The sequence below is a fragment of the Salinicola socius genome, from assembly GCF_001937195.1.
In the GTDB taxonomy this organism is placed as follows: Bacteria; Pseudomonadota; Gammaproteobacteria; order Pseudomonadales; family Halomonadaceae; genus Salinicola; species Salinicola socius.
Genome location: NZ_MSDO01000002.1, coordinates 15843 through 37029, shown reverse-complemented (window position 1 = coordinate 37029; position 21187 = coordinate 15843). Strand labels below are relative to the sequence as shown.

The 21187-nt window shown below is 63.4% G+C and carries 22 protein-coding genes; 5 read left to right on the top strand and 17 right to left on the bottom strand.

Annotation, left to right across the window (positions count from 1 at the left end; genetic code table 11):
• Nucleotides 1–8: 8 nt before the first annotated feature.
• From BTW07_RS01865 to hemE, 7 genes are all read right to left on the bottom strand, one after another.
• Nucleotides 9–737 (bottom strand): amino acid ABC transporter ATP-binding protein, encoded by a 729-nt coding sequence (locus BTW07_RS01865; protein WP_075568647.1) that lies wholly within the window; start codon nucleotides 735–737, stop codon nucleotides 9–11.
• 115 nt (nucleotides 738–852) lie between these two features.
• Nucleotides 853–1965 carry an amino acid ABC transporter permease gene (locus tag BTW07_RS01860; protein ID WP_083941410.1) on the bottom strand — a complete coding sequence of 371 codons (1113 nt, stop codon included), beginning with the start codon at nucleotides 1963–1965 and terminating at the stop codon, nucleotides 853–855.
• 1 nt (nucleotide 1966) lies between these two features.
• Nucleotides 1967–3157: an amino acid ABC transporter permease gene (locus BTW07_RS01855; protein ID WP_075568461.1), complete on the bottom strand. Its 1191-nt coding sequence runs from the start codon at nucleotides 3155–3157 to the stop codon at nucleotides 1967–1969.
• 85 nt (nucleotides 3158–3242) lie between these two features.
• Complete coding sequence (locus BTW07_RS01850; protein ID WP_075568460.1) at nucleotides 3243–4271, bottom strand: amino acid ABC transporter substrate-binding protein; 1029 nt, start codon at nucleotides 4269–4271, stop codon at nucleotides 3243–3245.
• A gap of 289 nt (nucleotides 4272–4560) precedes the next feature.
• Entirely contained in the window at nucleotides 4561–4896 is a 336-nt protein-coding gene (locus tag BTW07_RS01845) for a VanZ family protein (RefSeq protein WP_232823758.1), read from the bottom strand.
• A 94-nt stretch (nucleotides 4897–4990) separates the two neighbouring features.
• Nucleotides 4991–5515, bottom strand: coding sequence for a thiol-disulfide oxidoreductase DCC family protein (locus BTW07_RS01840; RefSeq protein ID WP_075568458.1), 525 nt, complete (start codon nucleotides 5513–5515; stop codon nucleotides 4991–4993).
• Nucleotides 5487–6602, bottom strand: a complete 1116-nt coding sequence (hemE, locus tag BTW07_RS01835) for a uroporphyrinogen decarboxylase (protein WP_075568457.1) — start codon at nucleotides 6600–6602, stop codon at nucleotides 5487–5489. The genes BTW07_RS01840 and hemE overlap by 29 nt, the downstream gene beginning before the upstream one ends.
• A 145-nt stretch (nucleotides 6603–6747) precedes the next feature.
• On the opposite strand from hemE, the gene ribA reads away from it, so the two are divergent.
• From ribA to BTW07_RS01820, 3 genes are all read left to right on the top strand, one after another.
• Nucleotides 6748–7383 carry a GTP cyclohydrolase II gene (gene ribA, locus BTW07_RS01830; protein WP_075568456.1) on the top strand — a complete coding sequence of 212 codons (636 nt, stop codon included), beginning with the start codon at nucleotides 6748–6750 and terminating at the stop codon, nucleotides 7381–7383.
• A gap of 146 nt (nucleotides 7384–7529) precedes the next feature.
• On the top strand, nucleotides 7530–8243 hold the full coding sequence (gene trhA / locus BTW07_RS01825) for a PAQR family membrane homeostasis protein TrhA (protein ID WP_075568455.1): 714 nt from the start codon (nucleotides 7530–7532) through the stop codon (nucleotides 8241–8243).
• Nucleotides 8244–8392: 149 nt separating this feature from the next.
• Nucleotides 8393–10252: an ABC transporter ATP-binding protein gene (locus BTW07_RS01820; RefSeq protein ID WP_110661478.1), complete on the top strand. Its 1860-nt coding sequence runs from the start codon at nucleotides 8393–8395 to the stop codon at nucleotides 10250–10252.
• Nucleotides 10253–10289: 37 nt separating this feature from the next.
• On the opposite strand, the gene BTW07_RS01815 is transcribed toward BTW07_RS01820, so the two are convergent.
• The 3 genes from BTW07_RS01815 to BTW07_RS01805 form a co-directional block, all read right to left on the bottom strand.
• Nucleotides 10290–10796 (bottom strand): DUF421 domain-containing protein, encoded by a 507-nt coding sequence (locus BTW07_RS01815; protein ID WP_075568453.1) that lies wholly within the window; start codon nucleotides 10794–10796, stop codon nucleotides 10290–10292.
• Nucleotides 10797–10926: 130 nt separating this feature from the next.
• On the bottom strand, nucleotides 10927–11256 hold the full coding sequence (locus BTW07_RS01810; protein ID WP_075568452.1) for a DMT family transporter: 330 nt from the start codon (nucleotides 11254–11256) through the stop codon (nucleotides 10927–10929).
• Nucleotides 11256–11573, bottom strand: coding sequence for a DMT family transporter (locus BTW07_RS01805; RefSeq protein WP_083941408.1), 318 nt, complete (start codon nucleotides 11571–11573; stop codon nucleotides 11256–11258). The genes BTW07_RS01810 and BTW07_RS01805 overlap by 1 nt, the downstream gene beginning before the upstream one ends.
• A gap of 104 nt (nucleotides 11574–11677) precedes the next feature.
• On the opposite strand from BTW07_RS01805, the gene BTW07_RS01800 reads away from it, so the two are divergent.
• Entirely contained in the window at nucleotides 11678–12262 is a 585-nt protein-coding gene (locus BTW07_RS01800) for a TetR/AcrR family transcriptional regulator (RefSeq protein ID WP_075568451.1), read from the top strand.
• Here the strand turns inward: BTW07_RS01800 and BTW07_RS01795 are convergent, their stop codons facing one another.
• The 5 genes from BTW07_RS01795 to BTW07_RS01775 form a co-directional block, all read right to left on the bottom strand.
• Complete coding sequence (locus BTW07_RS01795; RefSeq protein ID WP_075568450.1) at nucleotides 12263–12862, bottom strand: class I SAM-dependent methyltransferase; 600 nt, start codon at nucleotides 12860–12862, stop codon at nucleotides 12263–12265. It abuts the gene before it with no gap.
• A 100-nt stretch (nucleotides 12863–12962) separates the two neighbouring features.
• Complete coding sequence (gene djlA / locus BTW07_RS01790) at nucleotides 12963–13736, bottom strand: co-chaperone DjlA (protein ID WP_075568449.1); 774 nt, start codon at nucleotides 13734–13736, stop codon at nucleotides 12963–12965.
• A gap of 10 nt (nucleotides 13737–13746) precedes the next feature.
• Nucleotides 13747–15771, bottom strand: a complete 2025-nt coding sequence (locus tag BTW07_RS01785; RefSeq protein ID WP_208605358.1) for a 1-deoxy-D-xylulose-5-phosphate synthase — start codon at nucleotides 15769–15771, stop codon at nucleotides 13747–13749.
• A gap of 17 nt (nucleotides 15772–15788) precedes the next feature.
• Nucleotides 15789–16679: a (2E,6E)-farnesyl diphosphate synthase gene (gene ispA / locus BTW07_RS01780; RefSeq protein ID WP_075568447.1), complete on the bottom strand. Its 891-nt coding sequence runs from the start codon at nucleotides 16677–16679 to the stop codon at nucleotides 15789–15791.
• A complete protein-coding gene (locus BTW07_RS01775; protein ID WP_075568644.1) occupies nucleotides 16669–16977 on the bottom strand; it encodes an exodeoxyribonuclease VII small subunit in 309 nt (102 codons plus the stop codon). Before BTW07_RS01775 ends, ispA begins: the two co-directional genes overlap by 11 nt.
• A 426-nt stretch (nucleotides 16978–17403) precedes the next feature.
• On the opposite strand from BTW07_RS01775, the gene serA reads away from it, so the two are divergent.
• Entirely contained in the window at nucleotides 17404–18654 is a 1251-nt protein-coding gene (gene serA, locus BTW07_RS01770; protein WP_075568446.1) for a phosphoglycerate dehydrogenase, read from the top strand.
• A 79-nt stretch (nucleotides 18655–18733) separates the two neighbouring features.
• Here serA and BTW07_RS01765 read toward each other — a convergent pair whose 3' ends face one another.
• The gene (locus BTW07_RS01765) at nucleotides 18734–18913 is read right to left on the bottom strand and encodes a hypothetical protein (RefSeq protein WP_075568445.1); all 180 of its coding nucleotides are present in this window, start codon (nucleotides 18911–18913) and stop codon (nucleotides 18734–18736) included.
• An 86-nt stretch (nucleotides 18914–18999) separates the two neighbouring features.
• Nucleotides 19000–21084 (bottom strand): TonB-dependent receptor family protein, encoded by a 2085-nt coding sequence (locus BTW07_RS01760; protein ID WP_075568444.1) that lies wholly within the window; start codon nucleotides 21082–21084, stop codon nucleotides 19000–19002.
• Nucleotides 21085–21187: the final 103 nt, after the last annotated feature.

The following is a 21187-nucleotide window of genomic DNA, read 5'->3' as shown; positions in this document are numbered from 1 at the left end:
TCACGAGGTCAATGTCCCAGAATCTGGCTCAGGAACAGTTGGGTGCGTTCGGAACGCGGGTTGTTGAAGAACTCGTGCGGCGGCGCTTCCTCGATGATCTGCCCCTGGTCCATGAAGATCACCCGGTCGGCGACGGTCTTGGCGAAGCCCATCTCGTGGGTGACGCAGAGCATGGTCATGCCTTCATGTGCCAGCTCGATCATGACGTCGAGCACTTCCTTGATCATCTCAGGATCGAGCGCTGACGTCGGCTCGTCGAACAGCATCACCTCGGGGCGCATGCAGAGCGCCCGGGCGATCGCCACGCGCTGCTGCTGGCCACCCGAGAGCTGGCCGGGATACTTCAGCGCCTGATCGGCGATCTGGACGCGCTCGAGATACTCCATGGCGGTCTTCTCGGCCTCGGCACGGGGCTTCTTCTGCACCCAGATCTGGGACAGGCAGCAGTTCTCCAGCACGCTCAGGTGCGGAAACAGATTGAAGTGCTGGAAGACCATGCCGACGTTGCGGCGAATCTGTTCGATCCGCTTGACGTCATTGGTCATCGGCACGCCGTTGACCACGATCGAACCCTGCTGATGCTCCTCCAGATGATTGATGCAACGAATCATCGTCGATTTTCCCGAACCTGACGGTCCGCAGATGACGATGCGCTCCCCCTTGGTCACGGTCAGGTTGATGTCGCGCAGCACATGAAAGCTGCCGTACCACTTGTTGAGATGATCGATTTCGATCATCGGTCCGTCGCTGCCGGGCGCGGTGGTCCGAGACGCTGTCGCTTCGCTCATGGCAATGATTTCCTGATGACGATCTTGTTATGTGAGGACGCAGGCGCAGACACGCTCGCCGCCCTCACCGTTTATGTCCGGTATTGAGACGGCGCTCGATGTACTGGCTGTAGCGAGACATGCTGAAACAGAAGATCCAGTAGACCGCCGCCGCGAACACGTAGCCTTCGGTGGAGAAACCGAGCCAGTTCGAGTCGGTCAGTCCGGCACGGATGATCGCCAGCAGGTCGAACAGGCCGATGATCAGTACCAGCGAGGTGTCCTTGAACAGCGCGATGAAGGTATTGACGATGCCCGGGATGACCATTTTCAGCGCCTGCGGCAGAATGATCAGCCCCGTTCGCTGCCAGTAGCTTAGTCCCAGCGCCTGTCCGGCCTCGTTCTGCCCCTTGCCGATCGCCTGCAGGCCACTACGAATGACCTCCGCCATGTACGCGCTCCAGAAGAACATGATGCCGATCAGCGCACGCAGCAGCTTGTCGAAATCCAGCTCTCCCGGCACGAACAGCGGCAGCATCACCGACGCCATGAACAGCACCGTGATCAGCGGGACCCCTCGCCAGAACTCGATGAAGATCACGCAGATCCCTTTGACGAAGGGCATCTTCGAGCGCCGTCCCAGCGCCAGGATGATACCCAGCGGCAGCGATCCGACGATGCCCACCACCGCGATCGTCAGCGTCAGCATCAGCCCGCCCCAGGCGCGAGTCGGTACGTACTCGAGTCCGAACGAGCCGCCCACCAGCAGGAAAAAGGCAATGATCGGGAAGCCGGTCAACGTGAACAGCGCCACCCACTTCTTGCGCGACATCTTCGGCACCGCCAGCCAGGCGACCAGAATCGCCAGCAGCGCAAACACGATGTCGACCCGCCAACGCGCGGCCTCGGGGTAGAAGCCGTAGATGATGGATTCGAACCGGGCCGAGATAAAAACCCAGCAGGCGCCATCACCGGTACAGGCATCACGCGTGGTACCGATCCAGTCGGCATCGATGATCGCCCACTCAAGGAATGGCCAGACCAATCGCGCCAGTAACACGATGACCACGATCGAGACGATGCTGTTGATCGGACCGTTGAACAGATTGGCCCGAAACCAGCCGATCACGCCTCGGCTCTGGTCGGGCGCCTCGCGCGCGTCGATCATCTCGGTGCGGAAGGTAGAGTCAGTCGTCATCTCAACGCTCCTTCAGCAGCGTGCGGGCATTGTAGAGATTCATCAGGAACGACACCGTCAGACTGATGACCAGGTAGACCGCCATGGTCATGGCGATGATCTCGATCGCCTGCCCCGTCTGGTTGAGCGTGGTGCCGGCAAAGACGGCGACCAGATCCGGGTAGCCGATGGCGGTGGCCAGCGATGAGTTCTTGATCAGGTTGAGATACTGGCTGGTCATCTGCGGCACGATGACCCGCATCGCCTGGGGGATGACGATCTTGCGCAGGGTAATGGCCTCCGGCAGGCTCAGCGAGCGTGCCGCTTCCGTCTGACCGTGAGAGACCGACAGAATGCCCGAGCGCACGATCTCGGCAATGAAAGCGGCGGTATAGATCGACAGCGCCAACCACAGTGCCAACAGCTCCGGCAGAATATTGATCCCGCCGCGGAAGTTGAACCCGGTCAGTTCCGGCAACGTCCACTCGAGTGGCGACCCGGTGAGAAGGAAGACGATCAATGGCAGGCCGATGACGAGAGCCGCGCCGATCCAGTAGACCGGCAGCGCCTGCCCGGTTCTTGCCTGACGTCGCTTGGCGAACAGTCCGAACAGGATGGCACCGACCACGGCGATCAATAACGCCCACGGCGTGGCGGCGAAGCCATCCAGCGGCTGCGGATCGGGCATCACCATGCCGCGAACGTTGAAGAAAAAGGCATCGAACAACGACAGGCTCTGTCGCGGCGATGGCAGTGCCCGCAGCACGGCGTAATACCAGAACAGGATCTGGACCAGCAGCGGGATGTTACGGAAGGCCTCGACATAGATCGTGGCCAGGCGCGCCAACAACCAGTTGGGCGACAGCCGGGCGATGCCGACCATGAAACCGATGATGGTGGCCGCCACGATCCCCAGCGCCGACACCAGCAGCGTGTTGAGCAGTCCGATGACGAACGTCTTGCCGTAGGTGCTATCGCTGGTGTACTCGATCAGCGTCTGCGGAATCGCAAAGCCAGCCCGACCTTCGAGAAAGCCAAAACCGGTATGGATACCGCGGGCCTCGAGGTTGAGCAGCGTATTGTGAACCAGATAACCGACGAAGGCCGCCAGGACCAGAAACAGCACGGCCTGGACGATCAGGGCGCGAATGGCGGGATTCCGCCACAAGGGCCCCCGCCCCCGACGCGGCAGGGTAGTGGATGGACGCAACATGAGTTGTCTCTACTCGAGCGTTGAGAGGCACCGCGTCCCGGCGCTCAGACCGAAGGGACGCGGTGTCGAGAGGACGATTTAACGCTTAGCGAACCGGCGGGGCATACTGGATGCCGCCCTCGTTCCACAGCGCGTTGATGCCGCGCTCGAGCTCCATCGGCGAGTCCATACCGACGGTACGTTCGAAGACTTCGCCGTAGTTGCCGACCATCTTGACGATGTTGTAGGCCCAGTCGTTGCTGATGCCCATCTGCTCGCCGAAGTTACCATCCTTGCCCAGCAGGCGAGCCACGTCCGGATTTGGCGGGTTATCGCGCATCTGGTCGACATTTTCGCTGGTCACGCCGAGTTCTTCGGCATTGAGCATGGCGAACAGGCTCCACTTGACGATATCGAACCACTGATCGTCACCCTGGCGCACGACCGGACCCAGCGGTTCCTTGGAAATGCGCTCGGGCAGAATGACAACGCCGTCGGGATCCGCCAGCTGCAGACGCAGCGCGGCCAGCTGCGAGGAGTCGGACGTCAGTACGTCACAGCGGCCACTATCGAAACCCTGAGCGGTCTGGTCCGAGGTATCGAAGGCGACCTGCTGGAACTGCATGTCATGCGCCTTGAAGTAGTCGGCCATGTTCAGCTCGGTGGTGGTGCCGGCCTGGACACAGATCGACGCCCCATCAAGCTCTGTCGCACTCTTGACGCCCAGGTCCTTGCGTACCAGGAAGCCCTGACCGTCGTAGAAGTTGACGCCAGCGAAGTTCAGACCCAGGGAGTTGTCACGCGTGGCGGTCCAGGTCGTGTTGCGGGAGAGCAGATCGACCTCGCCGGACTGCAGGGCGGTGAAACGCTCCTTGGCGGTGAGCGGAGAGAAGACGACCTTTTCCGGATCGCCCAGAACGGCCGCGGCAACGGCACGGCAGACTTCGACGTCGATACCGGTCCACTTGCCATTCTCGTCGGGTGAGGAGAAACCGGTAAGGCCCGTGCTGACGCCACAGGTGAACTCGCCGCTGCTTTTGACATCATCCAGAGTGGCAGCCTGAACATGGGTGACGGCAACCGCGGCTAGCATGGCGGCTGGCATGACAATCAGGCTTTTATTCTTGTAGCGCATATGGAATCAACTCCCTCGCGTTATCATTTGAGTGCATGTCGCGACATGCCCAGATGAAATTAGCAAAGTTCGTTCCACTTTCGCGCTGCCGCGCGTAAAACCCTGTTTCAACGCTACTCTAGCGCTATCGTCGACCGGCCTTGCGACCTCTGTCGGGTTTGGAATCCGTCGGAACAACAACAAATTGTTTCAAAACAGTGCCTAAATAACACAAGCGCACCAAAAAGGTGCTCGATATCGAAGGGCGTTCAAACGGCATTGCCATCAACTGGCGGGGCGATCTCTTCGACTATTGTTGAGTGCCATTCCGGTAGCGTATCCACTTTCCGATCAGGAAAAGCCCCACCAGACCCACGCCGGCACCCAAGGCATTCGCCAGAATGTCGCCCCAGTCGCCACCGTGGCGCCCCGGCACCCAGATCTGCAGCACTTCGATGACGATACTGACGATGACGGCCACCCCCCAGGCGACCATCCACCGGCGACCGGTGAGACGCAGGCCCGCTGCCAGACCGGCGTAGGCGATGAAATGGTTGAGCTTGTCCCATGGCAGGTGCTGCGGCAGATCGGAAGCCGGGCTCAAGCTGCCCCAGGCGATACCCGCGACCCAGATCAGCGTCAGCATCGCGCATCTTTTTTGCCACGCGCTCATCGGCATCGTCGTCCGTCCCTGAATGCCGGCTTGTCGAGCCCTCGATCCCTGCGTCGCCGGTCGAAGTTCACTGTACGTCGGCCAGTTGCGGCGGCAGTCCGCAGCGTCGACAGAATTCGGGCGTCAGCGTCTCGAGCCAGCGCGCATGACCTTCAAGACGCTCGCCACCGACGAATGCCAGCCGGTGCCGGTGATCGCCGATGAAACGGTAGCCGCTCTCGCGCAGGGGCCGCGGCACCCGCCGCAGCGCGCCGAGATGCTGCCACTTTCCCTGCAGTCGGGCGGCGAGACGCCAGGCGGCATCGCTGTTGCGGCTGAGCTCGCCGTCGGCGACATACCAGATGCTGTCGGTAGCGGCGAAATCGATCTGGTAATGCGCCCCGATCCGGCGGGATACCGCACTCGACAGCCCGGCAATGCGCAGCTGGCTGCCGTCGCGTTCGTGCGCCAGCAGCCAGCGCACCGAACGCCGGCAGAACGGGCAGCCGGCGTCGAACAGCAGCAGGCCATCCCCGAACTCTGTACCGGCAGGCGCTCGGCTGACTGGCTCTCTGCTGCCAGGCTCAGCGATGGTAGGCGGGACTGAGTTCATGCAGGGCGTCCATGAACGCGGTGACGTGGTCCGGATCGGTGAACTGGCTGATGCCGTGGCCCAGGTTGAAGACATGTCCCTCGCCCGGCCCGAAGCTTTCGAGAATGCGCGCTACCTCTTCACGAATCCGCGACGGCGGCGCGAACAGCACGTTGGGATCGAGATTGCCCTGCAGCGCTACCCGCCCCCCGACGCGACGCCGAGCGTCGCTCAGTTCCGTGGTCCAGTCCAGGCCCACGGCGTCGCAGCCGCTGTCGGCGATCGACTCGAGCCACTGCCCGCCGTTCTTGGTGAACAGGATCACCGGTACGCGACGACCGACGTGCTCGCGAATCAGGCCGCTGACGATGCGCTGCATGTAGGCCAGCGAAAACTCGCGATAGGCTGGCGTGGAGAGGGCCCCGCCCCAGGTATCGAAGATCTGCACGACCTGAGCGCCGGCACGGATCTGGGCGTTGAGATAGTCGGTGACCGCAGTCGCCAACAGATCGAGCAGACTGTGCAGCGTCTCCGGATCGCCGTAGAGCATCGCTTTGAGGTGACGGAAATCCTTGCTCGAGCCGCCTTCGACCATATAGGTCGCCAGCGTCCACGGGCTGCCGGAGAAGCCGATCAGCGGCACGCGGCCGTTGAGCTCGCGACGGATCGTGGCGACCGCGTTCATGACGTAATCGAGATCGCGCTCGGCGTCCGGCGCCGTCAGCGCGGCAACGTCCCCGGCGGAGCGCACCGTCTTGCGGAACTTGGGGCCCTCGCCGGTCTCGAAGTAGAGCCCGAGGCCCATGGCATCCGGAATGGTGAGGATGTCCGAGAACAGGATCGCGGCGTCCAGCGGGTAGCGCTCCAGCGGCTGCAGCGTCACCTCGCAGGCCAGCTCGGCATTGCGGCACAGATCCATGAAGCTCCCCGCGTGGGCGCGAGTCTGACGATACTCCGGCAGGTAGCGGCCCGCCTGTCGCATCATCCAGACCGGCGTGCGATCGAGCGGTTGACGAGCCAGCGCCCGCAACAGGCGATCGTTATGCAGCGCCTGCGGCGGGAGATCCTGGGAAAGCGTCTGCGGCTGGGTATCCTTGGAGAAAGTCATGACAGCCTTTTACGTTCGAGATTTGCTCTCATTGTAACGGATCGGCCGGCGGGCCTGTTATAATGCTGCCCCTTTAATTATCGGCGCTCTGGTCCAGGCATTCGATGCCGAAGCCTTCGAGCGTTTCCCATATCGCGAGGTCATCGTGACGATCCGCTTCATCGCCGCATCGCAACTGCCCACCCCTTGGGCGACGTTCATGCTGCACGGCTTCCAGGAAGAGTCCAGCGGCAAGGAACACGTCGTGCTGACCCTCGGCGACGTCACCACGCCGGCGCCGGTCCTGGCCCGCGTGCATTCGGAATGCCTGACCGGTGATGCCCTGTTCTCGATGCGCTGCGACTGCGGCTACCAACTCCAGGAAGCGCTCAAGCGAATCGCCGATGAAGGACGTGGCGCGCTGCTCTATCTGCGTCAGGAAGGTCGCGGCATCGGTCTGCTCAACAAGATCCGTGCCTATGCTCTTCAGGACGACGGAGCCGATACCGTCGAGGCCAACGAGCGACTGGGATTCGGCGCCGATCAGCGCCGCTACGATATCTGCGTGCCGATGCTCGCGCATCTGGGCATCCAGTCGCTGCGACTGATGACCAACAATCCGCGTAAGGTCGAGGCCCTGAGCCAGGATGGGGTGGAGATCCACGAGCGCCTGCCGATCACCACCGGCCGCAATCCGTTCAACGAGCATTACCTGACCACCAAGGTCGGCAAGCTCGATCACATGATGGATCTGGACGATTTCACGCCTGCCAGCAGTGTGGATATCGAACGCGACGCCTGAATTGACTCGCTCCACGCCTTCGTGGGCTGTCGCCGACGTCATATCGGCGTCATCATGGAACCGGATACTGAACGCCAAGCGCGCAAATCAGTCTCAACGACAGCTTTCAACTCCTGCCGCCTTCATTGCCTGGGGTTTCGAAAAACATGTCCAAACTCTCATCACACCAACCGGCTGCACCACGAGCCGCTCGAACGACAGCCACTGAGCCGGGGGCCGAGTTCTCGCATCTCGAGGAGTGGCTGCACAGCATCAGCCACGGCATCGGCGCCGCCCTGAGTCTCGTCGGCATGATCGTGCTGATCGTGCTCGCCAGCATCGCCGCCCACGTCGACCCCTGGAAGATCGTCAGCATCTCGCTCTACGGTTGCTGCCTGCTGCTGCTTTATACCGCCTCGACGCTCTACCACGGTTTCCGCAGCCGACGTTTGAAGCGCGTCTTCCAGGCTTTCGATCACTGCGCCATCTATCTGCTGATCGCCGGCACCTACACCCCATTCCTGCTGGTCAATCTACGCGGCCCCACCGGCTGGGCGCTGTTCGCGATCATCTGGAGCCTGGCATTGGGGGGAATTGCGCTTCGTCTGGCCTGGCCGCACCGTTTCGGCGTGCTGCGCGTCTTCATCTATCTGATCATGGGCTGGCTGATTCTGATCGCCTCCGGCAGTCTGGCCGATCGCCTTCCCGATCGCGGTATTGCCCTGCTGGTCGCCGGCGGTATCATCTACACCGTGGGCGTGATCTTCTACGCCATCCGTGCCATTCCCTTCCATCACGCCATCTGGCACCTGTTCGTGATCGGCGGCAGCGTCTGCCATTTCTTCGCGGTCTATACCGCCGTGCTGCCGTTCCAGGCCTGACGCCAACTCTGGGAAGAACGGACAGGAAGGACCAATGATGGCGGCGAGCGGATTGCCAAAGCCCCCACGAGCCCTATGATCGGTACTGGCTGGCAGCGACGCTCGATGAGCGCTGGCCAGTTCGTCACGCCCCTTCCTCAAGGATTGCCATGTTTCGCTGGTTCGAAAACCGTCTCGACCCCTTCCCGCCGCAGGAGCCGCAGCGCCCGCCGGACACGTTGATCGCTTTCTGTCTGCATTACACCCGTGGCGCCTGGCCCTATCTGATGGCGGCCACGGTGCTGATGGCGCTGATTGCCGGCATCGAGGTATGGATGTTCGGTTTTCTCGGCAACATCGTCGACTGGCTGGCGGCGCAGGATCGCGAGACGTTCCTGGCCAATCAGGGCTGGAAACTGGCCGGCATGGCTTTCATCGTGCTGATTTTGCTGCCTAGCCTGGTCTGGCTGCACTCGCTGTTCAGCCAGCAGACGCTGATGGGCAACTTTCCCATGCGCATTCGCTGGATGGCCCATCGCTATCTGCTGCGGCAGTCGATGCATTTCTATCAGGACGAGTTCGCCGGGCGCATCGCGACCAAGGTGATGCAGACCTCGCTGGCCGTGCGCGAGTGCGTGATCAAGCTGTTCGACGTGCTCAACTACGTCAGCGTCTACTTCCTGGGGACGCTGATCCTGGTGGGCAACGCCGATTGGCGCCTGGCGATTCCGCTGGTGGCGTGGCTTGCCGGCTATCTCATTTTGCTGAAGATCTTCGTGCCTATCATGGGCCGGGTGTCGAAATCCCAGGCCGACGCCCGTTCACGCATGACCGGTCGCATCGTCGACAGCTACAGCAACATCCAGACCGTCAAACTGTTCTCGCATGCCAGCCGCGAGGCCAAGTTCGCCAAGGAGAGCATGGACGGTTTCCTGGTCACCGTGCACCGCCAGATGCGGCTGGTCACAGGCCTCTACGGGTTACTCTACCTGCTCAACGCGCTGCTGTTGTTCAGCATCGGCTGGCTGTCGATCCAGCTGTGGCTGGCGGAGGCCGTCAGCGTGGGCGCCGTCGCGGTGGCGCTGGGTCTGGTGATGCGGCTATGGGGCATGTCGCAGTGGATCATGTGGGAAGTGTCGGGGCTATTCGAGAACATCGGCACCGTGCAGGACGGCATGGCGACACTGTCGCTGCCACACCAGATCGAGGATGAATCCGAGGCGCAGCCGTTAGACATCGATCGCGGCGAGATCGTCTTCGACCGTATCCGCTTTCACTACGGCAAGGGTGGCGGCGTCATCGACGATCTGTCGCTGACGATCCGGCCCGGCGAGAAGATCGGCCTGATCGGGCCTTCGGGCGCGGGCAAGTCGACGCTGGTCAATCTGCTGCTGCGATTCTACGACCTGGAAAATGGGGCGATTCGCATCGACGGGCAGGATATCTCGGAAGTGACTCAGGAGAGCCTGCGCGCACAGATCGGCATGGTGACGCAGGATACTTCGCTGCTGCATCGCTCGGTGCGCGACAACCTGCTCTACGGCCGCCCGGACGCCACCGACGACATGGCATGGCAGGCGGCGAAGCAGGCCCACGTTTCGGATTTCATCGAGTCCCTGCGAGACGTTCACGGCCGGGAAGGCTTCGATGCCCATGTCGGGGAGCGTGGCGTCAAGCTCTCCGGCGGCCAGCGCCAGCGCATCGCCATCGCCCGCGTCATGCTCAAGGATGCGCCGATCCTGATTCTCGACGAAGCGACCTCGGCGCTGGATTCCGACGTCGAGGCGGCGATCCAGGAGAATCTCGACTGGCTGATGCAGGGCAAGACGGTGATCGCCATTGCCCACCGCCTCTCCACCATTGCCGCCATGGACCGGCTCGTCGTCATGGAGCGCGGCCGCATCGTCGAAGCGGGGAGCCATGCCGAACTGATTCGTCACAACGGCCTTTATGCCCGTCTGTGGCGACGCCAATCCGGCGGTTTTCTGGAAGCGGAACCCGCCTCGGCCTCATCGCACGAGGCGAGCTGAACGGCAACACGGAGACCGGCCGGCTGCCCCGTCAACGTCACACTCGTCTCGACGAGAGCCCGGCCACCCCCTGCAGCGCCGAATCGCTGCCGCCGGCATCGGGAATGACACTGAACGTGCCGTCGGTCTCCAGCACCACCGCGTGCACGCGCTCGACGTCGGCGATGCCATTTTCGCGAATCGCCGCACGTACCTCGGCCTCGACGACACGCTCCTGGGCCATCGCCTCCTGGCGGAACTGGCCCTGAAACAGCAGCAGCGTTGGTTGCGACTTGATCAGATTCTTGACGGCACGAGAGCGCACCGAGGAAAACGTGATCACGAACTGCATCACCACGATGACCAGAAACGCCGTGATGCTTTGAGCCAACGAAACCTTCGGCGAGACCAGCGCCGTCGATAGCGTCGACCCCAGCGCGATGGTGACCACGAAGTCGAAGGCGTTCCACTTCGACAGCGTGCGCTTGCCGGAGAGGCGGATGATGGCGATCAGAACCAGATAACTGATGATCCCGACGACGATCGTGTGGACGATCGGATGCATGGATAGCCTCCTGATCAAGCAGTGGACAAAGAAGCTGTCAGCGTAGGTGCCGGGGAGAGATGCAGCCAGCGCCCCTTGCCCGGACGGCTGTCAACGTCGTCCTTTCGATCGACACCGCCGACACGCGTTCTCAGCTCACCAGCTTGAGTCCTACCACGGCGGCAACGATCGTCGCCACGAACGCCAGTCGCAACGGGCGTCGCGATTCATGCCAGAACAGCATGCCCATCAGCGTGCTGCCGAGCGTGCCGATGCCGGTGAAGATGGCGTAGGCCACGCCCATGTCGATCGAGCGCATGGCGATGGACAGCAGGCCGAGCGAGCAGCCGAAGCCGCCGGCCAGGAGCAGCAAACCGCTTCGCCGCCGGCCACGATTGAGCCGATCGAAGCCGGTCACGCCGACGATTTCGAAGCAGCCCGATGCCAGTAGCGCCATCCAGTGAAACGTCGTCGGTTCCATCAGTCGTTCACCTGCTGTAATCCGATCACGCCGACCAGCAGCAGCGCGATGAACGCCAGTACCGGCCAGTGAAACGGCACCCCGAAGAAGATCCAGTCGGCCATCGCCGTACCCGCCGCGCCCAGCCCGACGAATATCGTGTAAACGGTGCTGGTCGGCAGGTAACGCACCGCGCGGGAGGCGAGCCACAGGCTGGTGATCGCCAGCACGATCGTCAGCAGCCAGTCGGTAAAGCTCTCGGCATGCTTCAGACCGGCTGCCCAGCCAACCTCGGCCAGACCGGCGAGCGGCAGAATCCCCCATTGCGGTCGCATCATGACTTGATCCGTTCGATAAAAAATGACTAACTAACGGTCGTTAGTCTATTTCGGCCTGGCAAGCTTGGCAAGCCATGCCCTCAACTTCACGGGAAGATGACCTCTTGAACACTCGAGATCGCCTCAAGCAGATCGGCCTGTCGCTGTTCGCCCGCCATGGCTACGAAGGCACGACGCTGGCACAGATCGCGACCGCCGCCGGCATCAAGAAGCCCTCGATCTACAACCATTTCGACAGCAAGGCGGCGCTGTTCCTGGAGCTGTCCCGCGATGCCGACGACGACATGATCGCCCTGATCGATGCCAGCCTGGCCAGGATGGCCCAGGCCCCGTTCGAGCAGCGGCTGCGCCATCTGCTGCAACAGTGCGCGACCTTCGCCTACCGCGAGCATCAGGGCGTGTTCTACAAGCGCTTCCTGCTGTTTCCGCCGCAGGAACTCGTCACCGAAGCCGAGGCGATCATCGACCAGGGCGAGTCCCGGATCGATCGCCGCCTGATCGCCTTCATCCAGTCCGGACGCCGAGCCGGCGCCCTGCGCGCGACCCTGACCGACGACCATTTCATCGCCGCCTTCTACTGCATCGTCGACGGACTGCTTTCGGAGACCTTCATGTATGAAAGGCAGGAGCTCGAGCGCCGGTTCGAGGGCGTCTGGTCGGTATTCTGGCGGGGGGTGACGGCGGATTGATCAGACTGCCTGGGGCTTGCGGTAAGCCTGATAGCAGTGCTGGTTGCGTTCGAGCGCAATCAGGGAGTGAGTCTCGAGGCCGGGAATATCAGCGATTTCCAATCCGTCGAGGGCGGCGATCGTATCCGGCGGACAGCCATTGCGTGGCGGAATGTCGTTCCAGCCCAGCAGGAAAAGCCCGCCCGGCCGCAGGCACGCCGCCGCCCCCGCGAACGCCGATTCCACGGCATCGGGTTCGTCGAGTCCCCAGCCCAGCACGCCGTTGCAGATCACCGCATCCAGGCTTTCCGGGGCCAGATGCTCGGCAATATCGGTCATGTCGGCGACGATGTGCGGATCGCCGCCGAACGCTGCCTTGGCCGGATCGATCTCCATGGTCGTGACCCGCTTGCGCGGCAACAGTTGCGGATAGTGCCGGGTGTACCAGGCACAGCCCACCAGCAGCAGGTTCTCCACCGCCGGATCCCGATCGAGCGTGGGCAGCACCACATCCTCGAGCAGCCGCCGGTCGCCGTAGCGATAACGCAGCACCCAACCACGCTTGTCGATCGTGCCCAGCACTCGGGCGGCAGTACGGTAGAGATCGGCCTTCGCTGGCATGCACTCACGTCCCTGTCGTGGCAGTCTCGGCGTTCGAACCTCTATCTAAGCGTGTTAACTGCCGCGAGACAATAGCGACCGCAGCCCTCTCATGATGTCTTCAGCCGCGCTGATCTCGCGTTTTCTTGATCAGGTCGTAGGCGTTGCTGATCTCGCTGGTGCGCTCCTTGGCCATCTCGCGCATGCTCTCCGGCAGCCCCTTGCCGGCCAGCTTGTCAGGATGATTCTCGCTCATCAGCTTGCGATAGGCGCGCTTGAGCTCGGCATCGGAGGCATCCTCGGAAATGCCGAGCACACGATAGGCGTCTTCCAGCGACTGCCCGCTGCTCGCTCCGCCGGCGCCTTGATGGGCACCGCCACGCAGCATCGCCTCGATCTGCTGGATCTCGGCCTCGGAGAAGCCAAGCCCACGCGCCACGCGAAGCAGCACCTCATGCTCGGCAGGATGCATTTCTCCGTCAGCAGCGATCGCCGCCAGCTGCACCTGCAGGAACACCTGCAGCAGCGCCCGCTGGCCGCCGGTAACGCGGCGGATCGTTTCGACCTCCGCGTCGAGATCGAATTCCGGTGCCTTGCCGCGGTTGAATGCGGCCTTGGCACGTTCACGCATCTCTCCGCTCAGATTGAGGCGGTCGAACAGCATCTCCGCCGTCCGGATCTCGTCCTCGGTAATATGGCCGTCGACCTTGCAGACACAGCCCATCACCGCGAACGTGGATTCCAGGAACTGGTGCTGGATATTGACGACGCGCCCCACCAGGGTGCTGCGAAGCTTTCGGCTGATCCACCAGCCGATGGCAGCGCCGATCAAGAGTCCCGGCAGCTTGCCGAAGAGATAGCCGATGACGGCACCGATCAGAATGGCAATTGACATGAGGGTCCTATCAGTCGTTGTTCGTGTGGAGTCGGAGGCGAATGGCTGCTTCGATGCCATCGGCATCCAGACCGCAATCGCGCAGTAGTTCGGCCGGCTTGCCATGCTCGACGAAAGTGTCGGGAATGCCCAGATTGAGCACCTGAACCTGGACACCTTCCGCCGCCAGCAGCTCGACGACGCCGCTACCGGCACCGCCGGCCACCACGTTCTCTTCGAGCGTCACCAGCAGGTCGTGGTCCCTGGCCGCCTTCAGAATCGCTTCACGATCCAGCGGCTTCACCGAGCGCATGTTGAGGTGCGTCGCATTCAGGCGCTCGGCCACGTCGCTCGCCGGCGTATTGAGGCTGCCGAAGGCCAGTAGCGCGATGCGCGCGTCCTGCTGTGCGGTCGCTTCACGACGTAATTCGGCCTTGCCGACGGGAATCCGCGCGACCAGATCCGTGGGGATCTCGCTGCCCGGCCCGGTACCGCGCGGATAACGCACCGCCGCCGGGCCGTCGTGATCGTAGGCGGTGGAGAGCATCGCCCGGCACTCGGCCTCGTCCGCCGGCGCCAGAATGAGCATGCCGGGTATGCAGCGCAGAAAGGAGAGATCCAGCGCACCGTGGTGCGTCGGCCCATCTTCGCCAACGAGACCGGCGCGATCGATGGCGAAGGTGACATCGAGATGCTGGACGGCGATATCGTGGACGAGCTGATCGTAGCCGCGCTGCAGGAAGGTCGAGTAGATCGCCACCACCGGCTTCATCGCTTCGCAGGCCATGCCGGCCGCCAGCGTCACCGCGTGCTGCTCGGCGATCGCCACATCAAAATAGCGCTCGGGATAGAGCTGCGAAAAGCGAATCAGATCGGAGCCTTCGCGCATCGCGGGGGTAATCCCGATCAGCCTTGGATCCGCGGCCGCCATGTCGCACAGCCAGTCGCCGAAGACGTTGCAGTACTTGCGCGGCTTCGGGCGCGACATGTCTTCGCTGCGCGGCTTCGGGCGCGACATGTCTTCGCTGCGCGACTTCGGGCCGGGGTCGGATGTCAGTGGCGCGCCCAGTGCGCTCGACGGCGGCGTGGTCGCATCCATCGCCGGTGGCCTCGGCGGCGTCTTCTCCAACTTGGTGATGGCGTGGAAGCCGATCGGGTCGGCTTCCGCCGGTCGAAAACCGCGCCCCTTGCGGGTGCGGACATGGAGAAACTGGGGGCCATCGAGATCGCGTACGGTCTCCAGCGCCTGATTCAGCGCCGCCAGGTCGTGACCGTCGATCGGCCCGAGATAGTTGAAGCCCATCTCCTCGAACAGCGTTGCAGGGCCGATCATGCCCTTGACGTGCTCCTCCGTGCGCCGGGCGAACTCCAGCGCACCGGGCAGGTGCGACAGCACGCGCTTGCCGTTCTCGCGCATGGCGGCATATGGCTTGCTGGTCAGAATGCGTGTCAGGTAGCTCGCCATCCCGCCGACGTTTTCCGAGATCGACATCTCGTTGTCGTTGAGCACGACCAGCAGGTTGGCGTCGACGTGCCCGGCGTGGGCCAGCGCCTCGAACGCCATGCCCGCCGTCAGCGCGCCGTCGCCGATCACCGCGCAGACACGGCGTTTCTCGCCCTTGGTCCGGGCGCTCAGCGCCATGCCCAGCGCCGCCGAAATCGATGTGCTCGAGTGGCCGACGCCGAAGGTGTCGTATGGCGATTCCTCGCGCCGCGGGAACGCCGCCAGGCCGCCGTACTGGCGAATGCTCGACAGCGCTTCGCGCCGGCCGGTCAGAATCTTGTGCGGGTAGGCCTGATGGCCAACGTCCCACAGCAATCGGTCGTGCGGGGTTTCCAGCGCCCGGTGCAGCGCCACGGTCAATTCGACCACGCCGAGCCCGGCGCCGAAATGGCCGCCGCTGCAGCCCACGCTGTAAAGCAGGTAGGCGCGCAGTTCGTCGGCCACCTGGCGTTGCTGCGACAGCGACATGTCACGCAATGCCGCCGGCGACTCGAGCGTATCGAGCAGCGGCGTCAGGGGCCGCTGCGTGGGAATTTCATCGAACAGCTTCATGGACATGTCGTTACCGGTCAGTGATCGCGATCGATCATGAATCGAGCCAGCGCCGCCAGCGGTTGGCCGGCCTCGCCCAGCGGCTCGAGAGATTCGAGCGCTTCGTTCAGCAGCTCGCGGGCGCGATCTTTCGCCTGCTCGACACCGAGCAGGGCGGGATAGGTAGGTTTTTCACGACGTGCATCGGCGCCGGAGATCTTGCCCAGCGTCTGGGTATCGCCGGTGACGTCGAGTACGTCGTCGTGGATCTGGAACGCCAGACCCATCGCGGCGGCGTAACGATCCAGTGCCGCGACCCGCGGGTCGGTCTCGTCGACCGCCACCAGCGCGCCCATCCGCACCGCGGCGCGAATCAATGCCCCGGTCTTGTGCTGATGCATCGCCTGCAACATCGCGAGATCCATCGACGCGCCGACGGCACCCAGATCGATCGCCTGCCCCGCCGCCATGCCATCCCGGCCCGCCGCCTGAGCGAGCGTGGCGATCAGCGCACCCAGACGTGGATGGGGGCGGGACGCCAGCACCTCGAACGCCAGCGTCTGCAGCGCATCGCCGGCCAGAATCGCCAGCGGCTCGTCGAAGGCGCGATGCACCGTCGGCCGGCCGCGGCGCAGGTCGTCATCATCCATTGCCGGCAGATCATCATGGACCAGCGAATAGGCGTGGATCATCTCGATGGCCGCCGCAGGCGCATCCAGCGCGCGCTCTTCGGCGCCGAGCGCCCGTCCGGCCAGATAGACCAGCACCGGACGCAGCCGCTTGCCGGTACCCAGCACGCTGTAGCGAATGGCATCGTCGAGGGGCGCGCAGACTCCATCCCGACGATCGAGCCACTCGGCCAGCACCTGCTCGCTTCGCGCGCGCGCGGCATCGATCCGTCCCTCGGCAAGAGGCATCTCAACGCCCATCGTTCGGCTCCCGGCCGTCGAACGGTTCGCGGGCCTCGAACGGCGCGGCCTGCAGCGATCCGTCGCCCTGTTCGAGCAACGCCTGCACCTTGAGTTCTGCGCTATCGAGCCGATGCTGGGCATCCCGCGTCAGCCGAATGCCGCGCTCGAACGCCGTCAACGAGGCTTCCAGCGACAATTCACCGGACTCGAGCTGGGCTACCAGCGTCTCGAGCTGGTCCAGCGTGGCGGCAAAATCCTGAGCAACGTTCTGGGAAACGTCCGTCGAGACGTCCTGGGGAACTTCCTTGTCAGCCATCTTGTCGGGCATGGGACTCTCATGTCATCGCTCGCAAACGCCGCAATGGCGCCGAGCGCGTTCTTCGAGGCGCGAGCGCCGAAACGCCGCCGCGCCAGTTCGGAAACGGCTCCTCAGTATACACCGCTGCCCCCGGGGGTCGTCTGCCCTTGGCGGCAAATCCGAGCCCCTGTTCTGCTGTGGGACCGTACGAACCCGGTTCTGGATAGCTGCATGCGCGAGGAGAGGCGCAAGGCGGATGCATTCGCTTCAGGTTGAAGACGCGTCATTTTCATCCCGCCACACAGCGCCTGTGTTAAGCTGTGCGCCCGCTGGCGCCGCTGAAGCGGAGGCTCCTGCTACAGCCCCGCCAGGTCTTCCCCATGACCGCGACGCCGCTTTGATGCCACCGTCGCCACAAGCCGATGAAGAAGGGTTGATCCACCAATGGCCAAGACGTCTCTGGACAAGAGCAAGATCAAGATCCTCCTGCTCGAGGGTATCCACCAGTCCGCCGTGGACACGCTGCTGAACGCGGGTTACACCAGCATCGAGACGCTCTCCACGTCGCTGACCGAAGAGGATCTGATCGACAAGATCCGCGACGTGCACTTCATCGGCATTCGCTCCCGAACCCAGCTTACCGAGCGGGTCTTCGACGCGGCCGAAAAACTGACCGCGGTCGGCTGTTTCTGTATCGGCACCAATCAGGTCGACCTCGATGCGGCACTGAAGCGTGCCATTCCGGTGTTCAACGCGCCCTACTCCAATACCCGTTCGGTCGCGGAGCTGGTGCTCGCCGAGACGGTCATGCTACTGCGCGGCATTCCCGAGAAGAACGCCCGCGCGCACCAGGGCGGCTGGCTGAAATCCGCCAGGAATTCTCACGAGACCCGCGGCAAGACGCTGGGGATCGTCGGCTACGGCAGCATCGGCGCCCAGCTCTCGGTACTCGCCGAATCGCTCGGCCTCGACGTGCTCTACTACGACGTGGTGACCAAGCTGGCGATGGGGAATGCGCGTCAGGTGGGCAGCCTTGAGGAACTGCTGGCGCGCGCCGACGTGGTCAGCCTCCACGTGCCGGACCTCCCCTCGACGCGCTGGATGATCGGCGCCGAGCAGATCTTGCTGATGAAGCAGGGCGGCATTCTGATCAACGCTTCTCGCGGTTCGGTCGTCGATATCGAGGCCCTGGCCGAGTCGCTCAAGAGCGGCAAGCTGCTGGGCGCGGCGATCGACGTCTTCCCGGTCGAACCCAAGGGCGCCGACGAAGAGTTCACCTCGCCGCTGCGCGGGCTCGAGAACGTGATCCTGACCCCGCACATCGGCGGCTCCACGCTGGAAGCGCAGCAGAACATCGGTATCGAAGTCGCCGAGAAGCTGGTGACCTACTCCGACAACGGCACCACCATCACCTCGGTCAACTTCCCCGAAGTGGCGCTGCCGTCTCATCCGGACAAGCACCGCCTGCTGCACATCCACGAAAACGTGCCCGGCGTGCTGTTCGAGATCAACCGGGTGTTGTCCGAAAATGGCATCAACATCGCCGGCCAGTTCCTGCAGACCAACGACAAGGTCGGTTACGTCGTCATCGACGTCGACAAGGCCTACGGCAAGCAGGCGCTGGAAGCGCTCAAGCAGGTCGACCACACGCTGCGTCTGCGCGTGCTCTACTCCGAGAGCGACTATCAGGCCTGACAGGATGCCTCGATGCACCGTCAACCCAAAAGCCGCCCACGGGCGGCTTTTTGCATCCAGTCAGAACGGATGGCGACCGTTACGGCAGCTCGCCGGAACCATTCTGTCCGCGCGATGCATCCGCCGGGTTGCTGGTCGGCCCTTCCTGAGGCACGCCCGGCTTTACCTCGCGCTGCCCATCGTTGTAGCGGTTGAACGTGCAGCCACCGATCAGGGAGAGCAGGACCAGGGCCCCGACGAATGGAATGAGAATACGCATGGCGGTTCCTTGAATCATCGTTGATGGCGGCGATACTCGGTCGCCGCTCTCATGTTTGCCCTGTCGACGCGTCGAATGCCCGCGCCTCAGAAGTCGATACCGATACCAGCATAGACCGTTCTGCCCGGTGCCGGCTCGAAATAGCGGTCGTTGTTGGCATTGATCCGCACGTTGGCGTAGTGCTCGATATCGAACAGGTTGCGAATACCGCCGTAGAGCTTGAGTACGGTATCGCCACCCAGACGCCAGCCGTCTCCCCCGCGCAGGTTGATCAGCCAGTAGTCGCCGACTTCGACGTCGCCCGCGTTGTCGGCCACCATGTCGCCGACGTATTGCGTTTCGAGCGCGGCAAAGCGCTGATCCAGCCCCTGCCAGATCAGACGATTGACCCAGGTCTGTTCCGGCAGGCCGGGGATGCGATTGCCGCTGTAGTCGCCCGCTTCACCGTCGTAGCTATCGAACTCGTACTTGGCCAGGGTCAGCGCGCTGTCGATTCGCCAGCTCGGATCGAACTGCCAGCCCAGCGCGACTTCGAGCCCGTCACGGTCGCTGTCACCGGCATTCTCGTAGAAGGTGCGTCCATCCTCTCCCTCGTAGGGCACCAGTTCGTCGCGCACCCGCACCGAGAACAGCGCCACGTCGTAATCGAGACCATTGTCGAAGTTGCCGCGCAGGCCGATCTCGCGATTCCAGGACTTCTGCGGTTCGATATCCGGATTGAAGCCGCCGATACCCGCCGGATTGGCGAACTCGGAGAAGGTCGGCGTCTCGTAGGCGGTTCCGGTATTGACGTAGACCTGGTGGTCGCGACGATAGCGATAGCTCAACCCGGCCGAGCCGCTCCACTCGTGGAACACGCGGTCGCCGCTGTTGTCGCCGTCACTGAGATAGTCGTCGTCGATATCGAGATCGACCCGGTCGTAGCGCCCGCCCAGCGACAACGTCCAGCGCTCGGTGAGATCGAGGTCCCCCTGCAGGAAAGTGCCGACCGAGGTGGCCGTCTGGGTTTCGTCGGCGACCTTGCCGGTCACCGTGCCATCGAATTCGACGTTCTGGCGACCCCGGTCGTCTTCCTGCCGCGCCAGATCGAGCCCGGCCACGTAACGCAACGGCATGTCGCCCAGGCTCAGCGTCTGATGATATTCGGCGCTGGCGCCGTAATAGTCGCGGTCGTAATCGATCAGGCTGTCACCGGGATAAGGCAACTGCTGTTCGAAATCGCGCTGGAGGTAGAACCCCTTGAGGTAGAACTCGCCCGGCCCTGCCGACAGATCCTGGTACTGCAACCCCAGCACCTGCTGATCGACGCTCTGGCCGGTGTCGTACTCCTCGGTAAACGCACCCGCCTGATCGCGATCTTCGTGGACCTGTGCGCGGGTCAGGCCACCCGGATCTTCCGAACGCGGGTTGTCGAGCAGATTGACGATCGCCGTCAGCGCGCGATCACTGCCGAGTTCACGCCGCAGCTTGGCGTTGAGCAGATATTTCTCGGTCGAACTGTGGTCTCGATAACCATCGACGTTGAGCGCCGACACGCTGACGTGATGCGACCACGGGCCGTTCACGCCACCGTTGCTGACCGCGTACTTCTGGTAGCCGTCACTGCCGCCTTCCACACGAATATGGCTGCCGGGATCATCGCTGCCATCGGCGGTGGTCACGCTGATCACGCCACCGGCGGCGTTGCCGTACTGCACCGCCGCCGGCCCGCGGATCACCTCGATGCGCTCGGCGCCGTCGAGATCGATGGCGTCGAGCTGGGCCTGACCATCCGGCAAGGTGTAGGGGATACCATCGACGATCACCGTGATCCCGCGCACACCGAACGGCGCCCGCGCCCCGAACCCGCGGATGGAAACCCGCTGTCCTTGAGCGAAGTTATCGCGGTTCTGGATGAACACGCCGGGAACCGTGACCAGCGACTCGTCCAGCCGAACCCGCTGCTGGCCCTGCTGGATCTCGTCGCGCTCGATCACCGAGACGGCGGCCGGGGTGGCATAAAGCTCGCGAGCGAGCCGCGGCGCCGTGACTTCGATGACCGGCTGCGCTTGTGCCGATGAACTCGAGGGCAGGGGCGTCGGAGATGACGGCGTCGAGGCCGATTGTGCCAGCACGGCACCCGGCGCGGCGACGCCCAGGCACAACACCGTTGGAAGATGGCGGAATTTCATGGCGTTCCCTGCAAATGATGGTGTCACCGCTTTGCCAGCGGTTTCTGACTCGGTGAGGCTCGTGGCTGGCTTCGGCGCGTGCGGCAGCCACGATCGGGCGCCA

Excerpts from the sequence above, each read along its gene's own strand:
- BTW07_RS01865 (WP_075568647.1), bottom strand. The coding sequence starts at position 737 with ATGATCGAAATCGATCATCTCAACAAGTGGTACGGCAGCTTTCATGTG.
- BTW07_RS01860 (WP_083941410.1), bottom strand. The coding sequence starts at position 1,965 with ATGACGACTGACTCTACCTTCCGCACCGAGATGATCGACGCGCGCGAG.
- BTW07_RS01855 (WP_075568461.1), bottom strand. The coding sequence starts at position 3,157 with ATGTTGCGTCCATCCACTACCCTGCCGCGTCGGGGGCGGGGGCCCTTG.
- BTW07_RS01850 (WP_075568460.1), bottom strand. The coding sequence starts at position 4,271 with ATGCGCTACAAGAATAAAAGCCTGATTGTCATGCCAGCCGCCATGCTA.
- BTW07_RS01845 (WP_232823758.1), bottom strand. The coding sequence starts at position 4,896 with ATGCTGACGCTGATCTGGGTCGCGGGTATCGCCTGGGGCAGCTTGAGC.
- BTW07_RS01840 (WP_075568458.1), bottom strand. The coding sequence starts at position 5,515 with ATGAACTCAGTCCCGCCTACCATCGCTGAGCCTGGCAGCAGAGAGCCA.
- hemE (WP_075568457.1), bottom strand. The coding sequence starts at position 6,602 with ATGACTTTCTCCAAGGATACCCAGCCGCAGACGCTTTCCCAGGATCTC.
- trhA (WP_075568455.1), top strand. The coding sequence starts at position 7,530 with ATGTCCAAACTCTCATCACACCAACCGGCTGCACCACGAGCCGCTCGA.
- BTW07_RS01820 (WP_110661478.1), top strand. The coding sequence starts at position 8,393 with ATGTTTCGCTGGTTCGAAAACCGTCTCGACCCCTTCCCGCCGCAGGAG.
- BTW07_RS01815 (WP_075568453.1), bottom strand. The coding sequence starts at position 10,796 with ATGCATCCGATCGTCCACACGATCGTCGTCGGGATCATCAGTTATCTG.
- BTW07_RS01810 (WP_075568452.1), bottom strand. The coding sequence starts at position 11,256 with ATGGAACCGACGACGTTTCACTGGATGGCGCTACTGGCATCGGGCTGC.
- BTW07_RS01805 (WP_083941408.1), bottom strand. The coding sequence starts at position 11,573 with ATGATGCGACCGCAATGGGGGATTCTGCCGCTCGCCGGTCTGGCCGAG.
- BTW07_RS01795 (WP_075568450.1), bottom strand. The coding sequence starts at position 12,862 with ATGCCAGCGAAGGCCGATCTCTACCGTACTGCCGCCCGAGTGCTGGGC.
- djlA (WP_075568449.1), bottom strand. The coding sequence starts at position 13,736 with ATGTCAATTGCCATTCTGATCGGTGCCGTCATCGGCTATCTCTTCGGC.
- BTW07_RS01785 (WP_208605358.1), bottom strand. The coding sequence starts at position 15,771 with ATGAAGCTGTTCGATGAAATTCCCACGCAGCGGCCCCTGACGCCGCTG.
- ispA (WP_075568447.1), bottom strand. The coding sequence starts at position 16,679 with ATGGGCGTTGAGATGCCTCTTGCCGAGGGACGGATCGATGCCGCGCGC.
- BTW07_RS01775 (WP_075568644.1), bottom strand. The coding sequence starts at position 16,977 with ATGGCTGACAAGGAAGTTCCCCAGGACGTCTCGACGGACGTTTCCCAG.
- serA (WP_075568446.1), top strand. The coding sequence starts at position 17,404 with ATGGCCAAGACGTCTCTGGACAAGAGCAAGATCAAGATCCTCCTGCTC.
- BTW07_RS01765 (WP_075568445.1), bottom strand. The coding sequence starts at position 18,913 with ATGCGTATTCTCATTCCATTCGTCGGGGCCCTGGTCCTGCTCTCCCTG.
- BTW07_RS01760 (WP_075568444.1), bottom strand. The coding sequence starts at position 21,084 with ATGAAATTCCGCCATCTTCCAACGGTGTTGTGCCTGGGCGTCGCCGCG.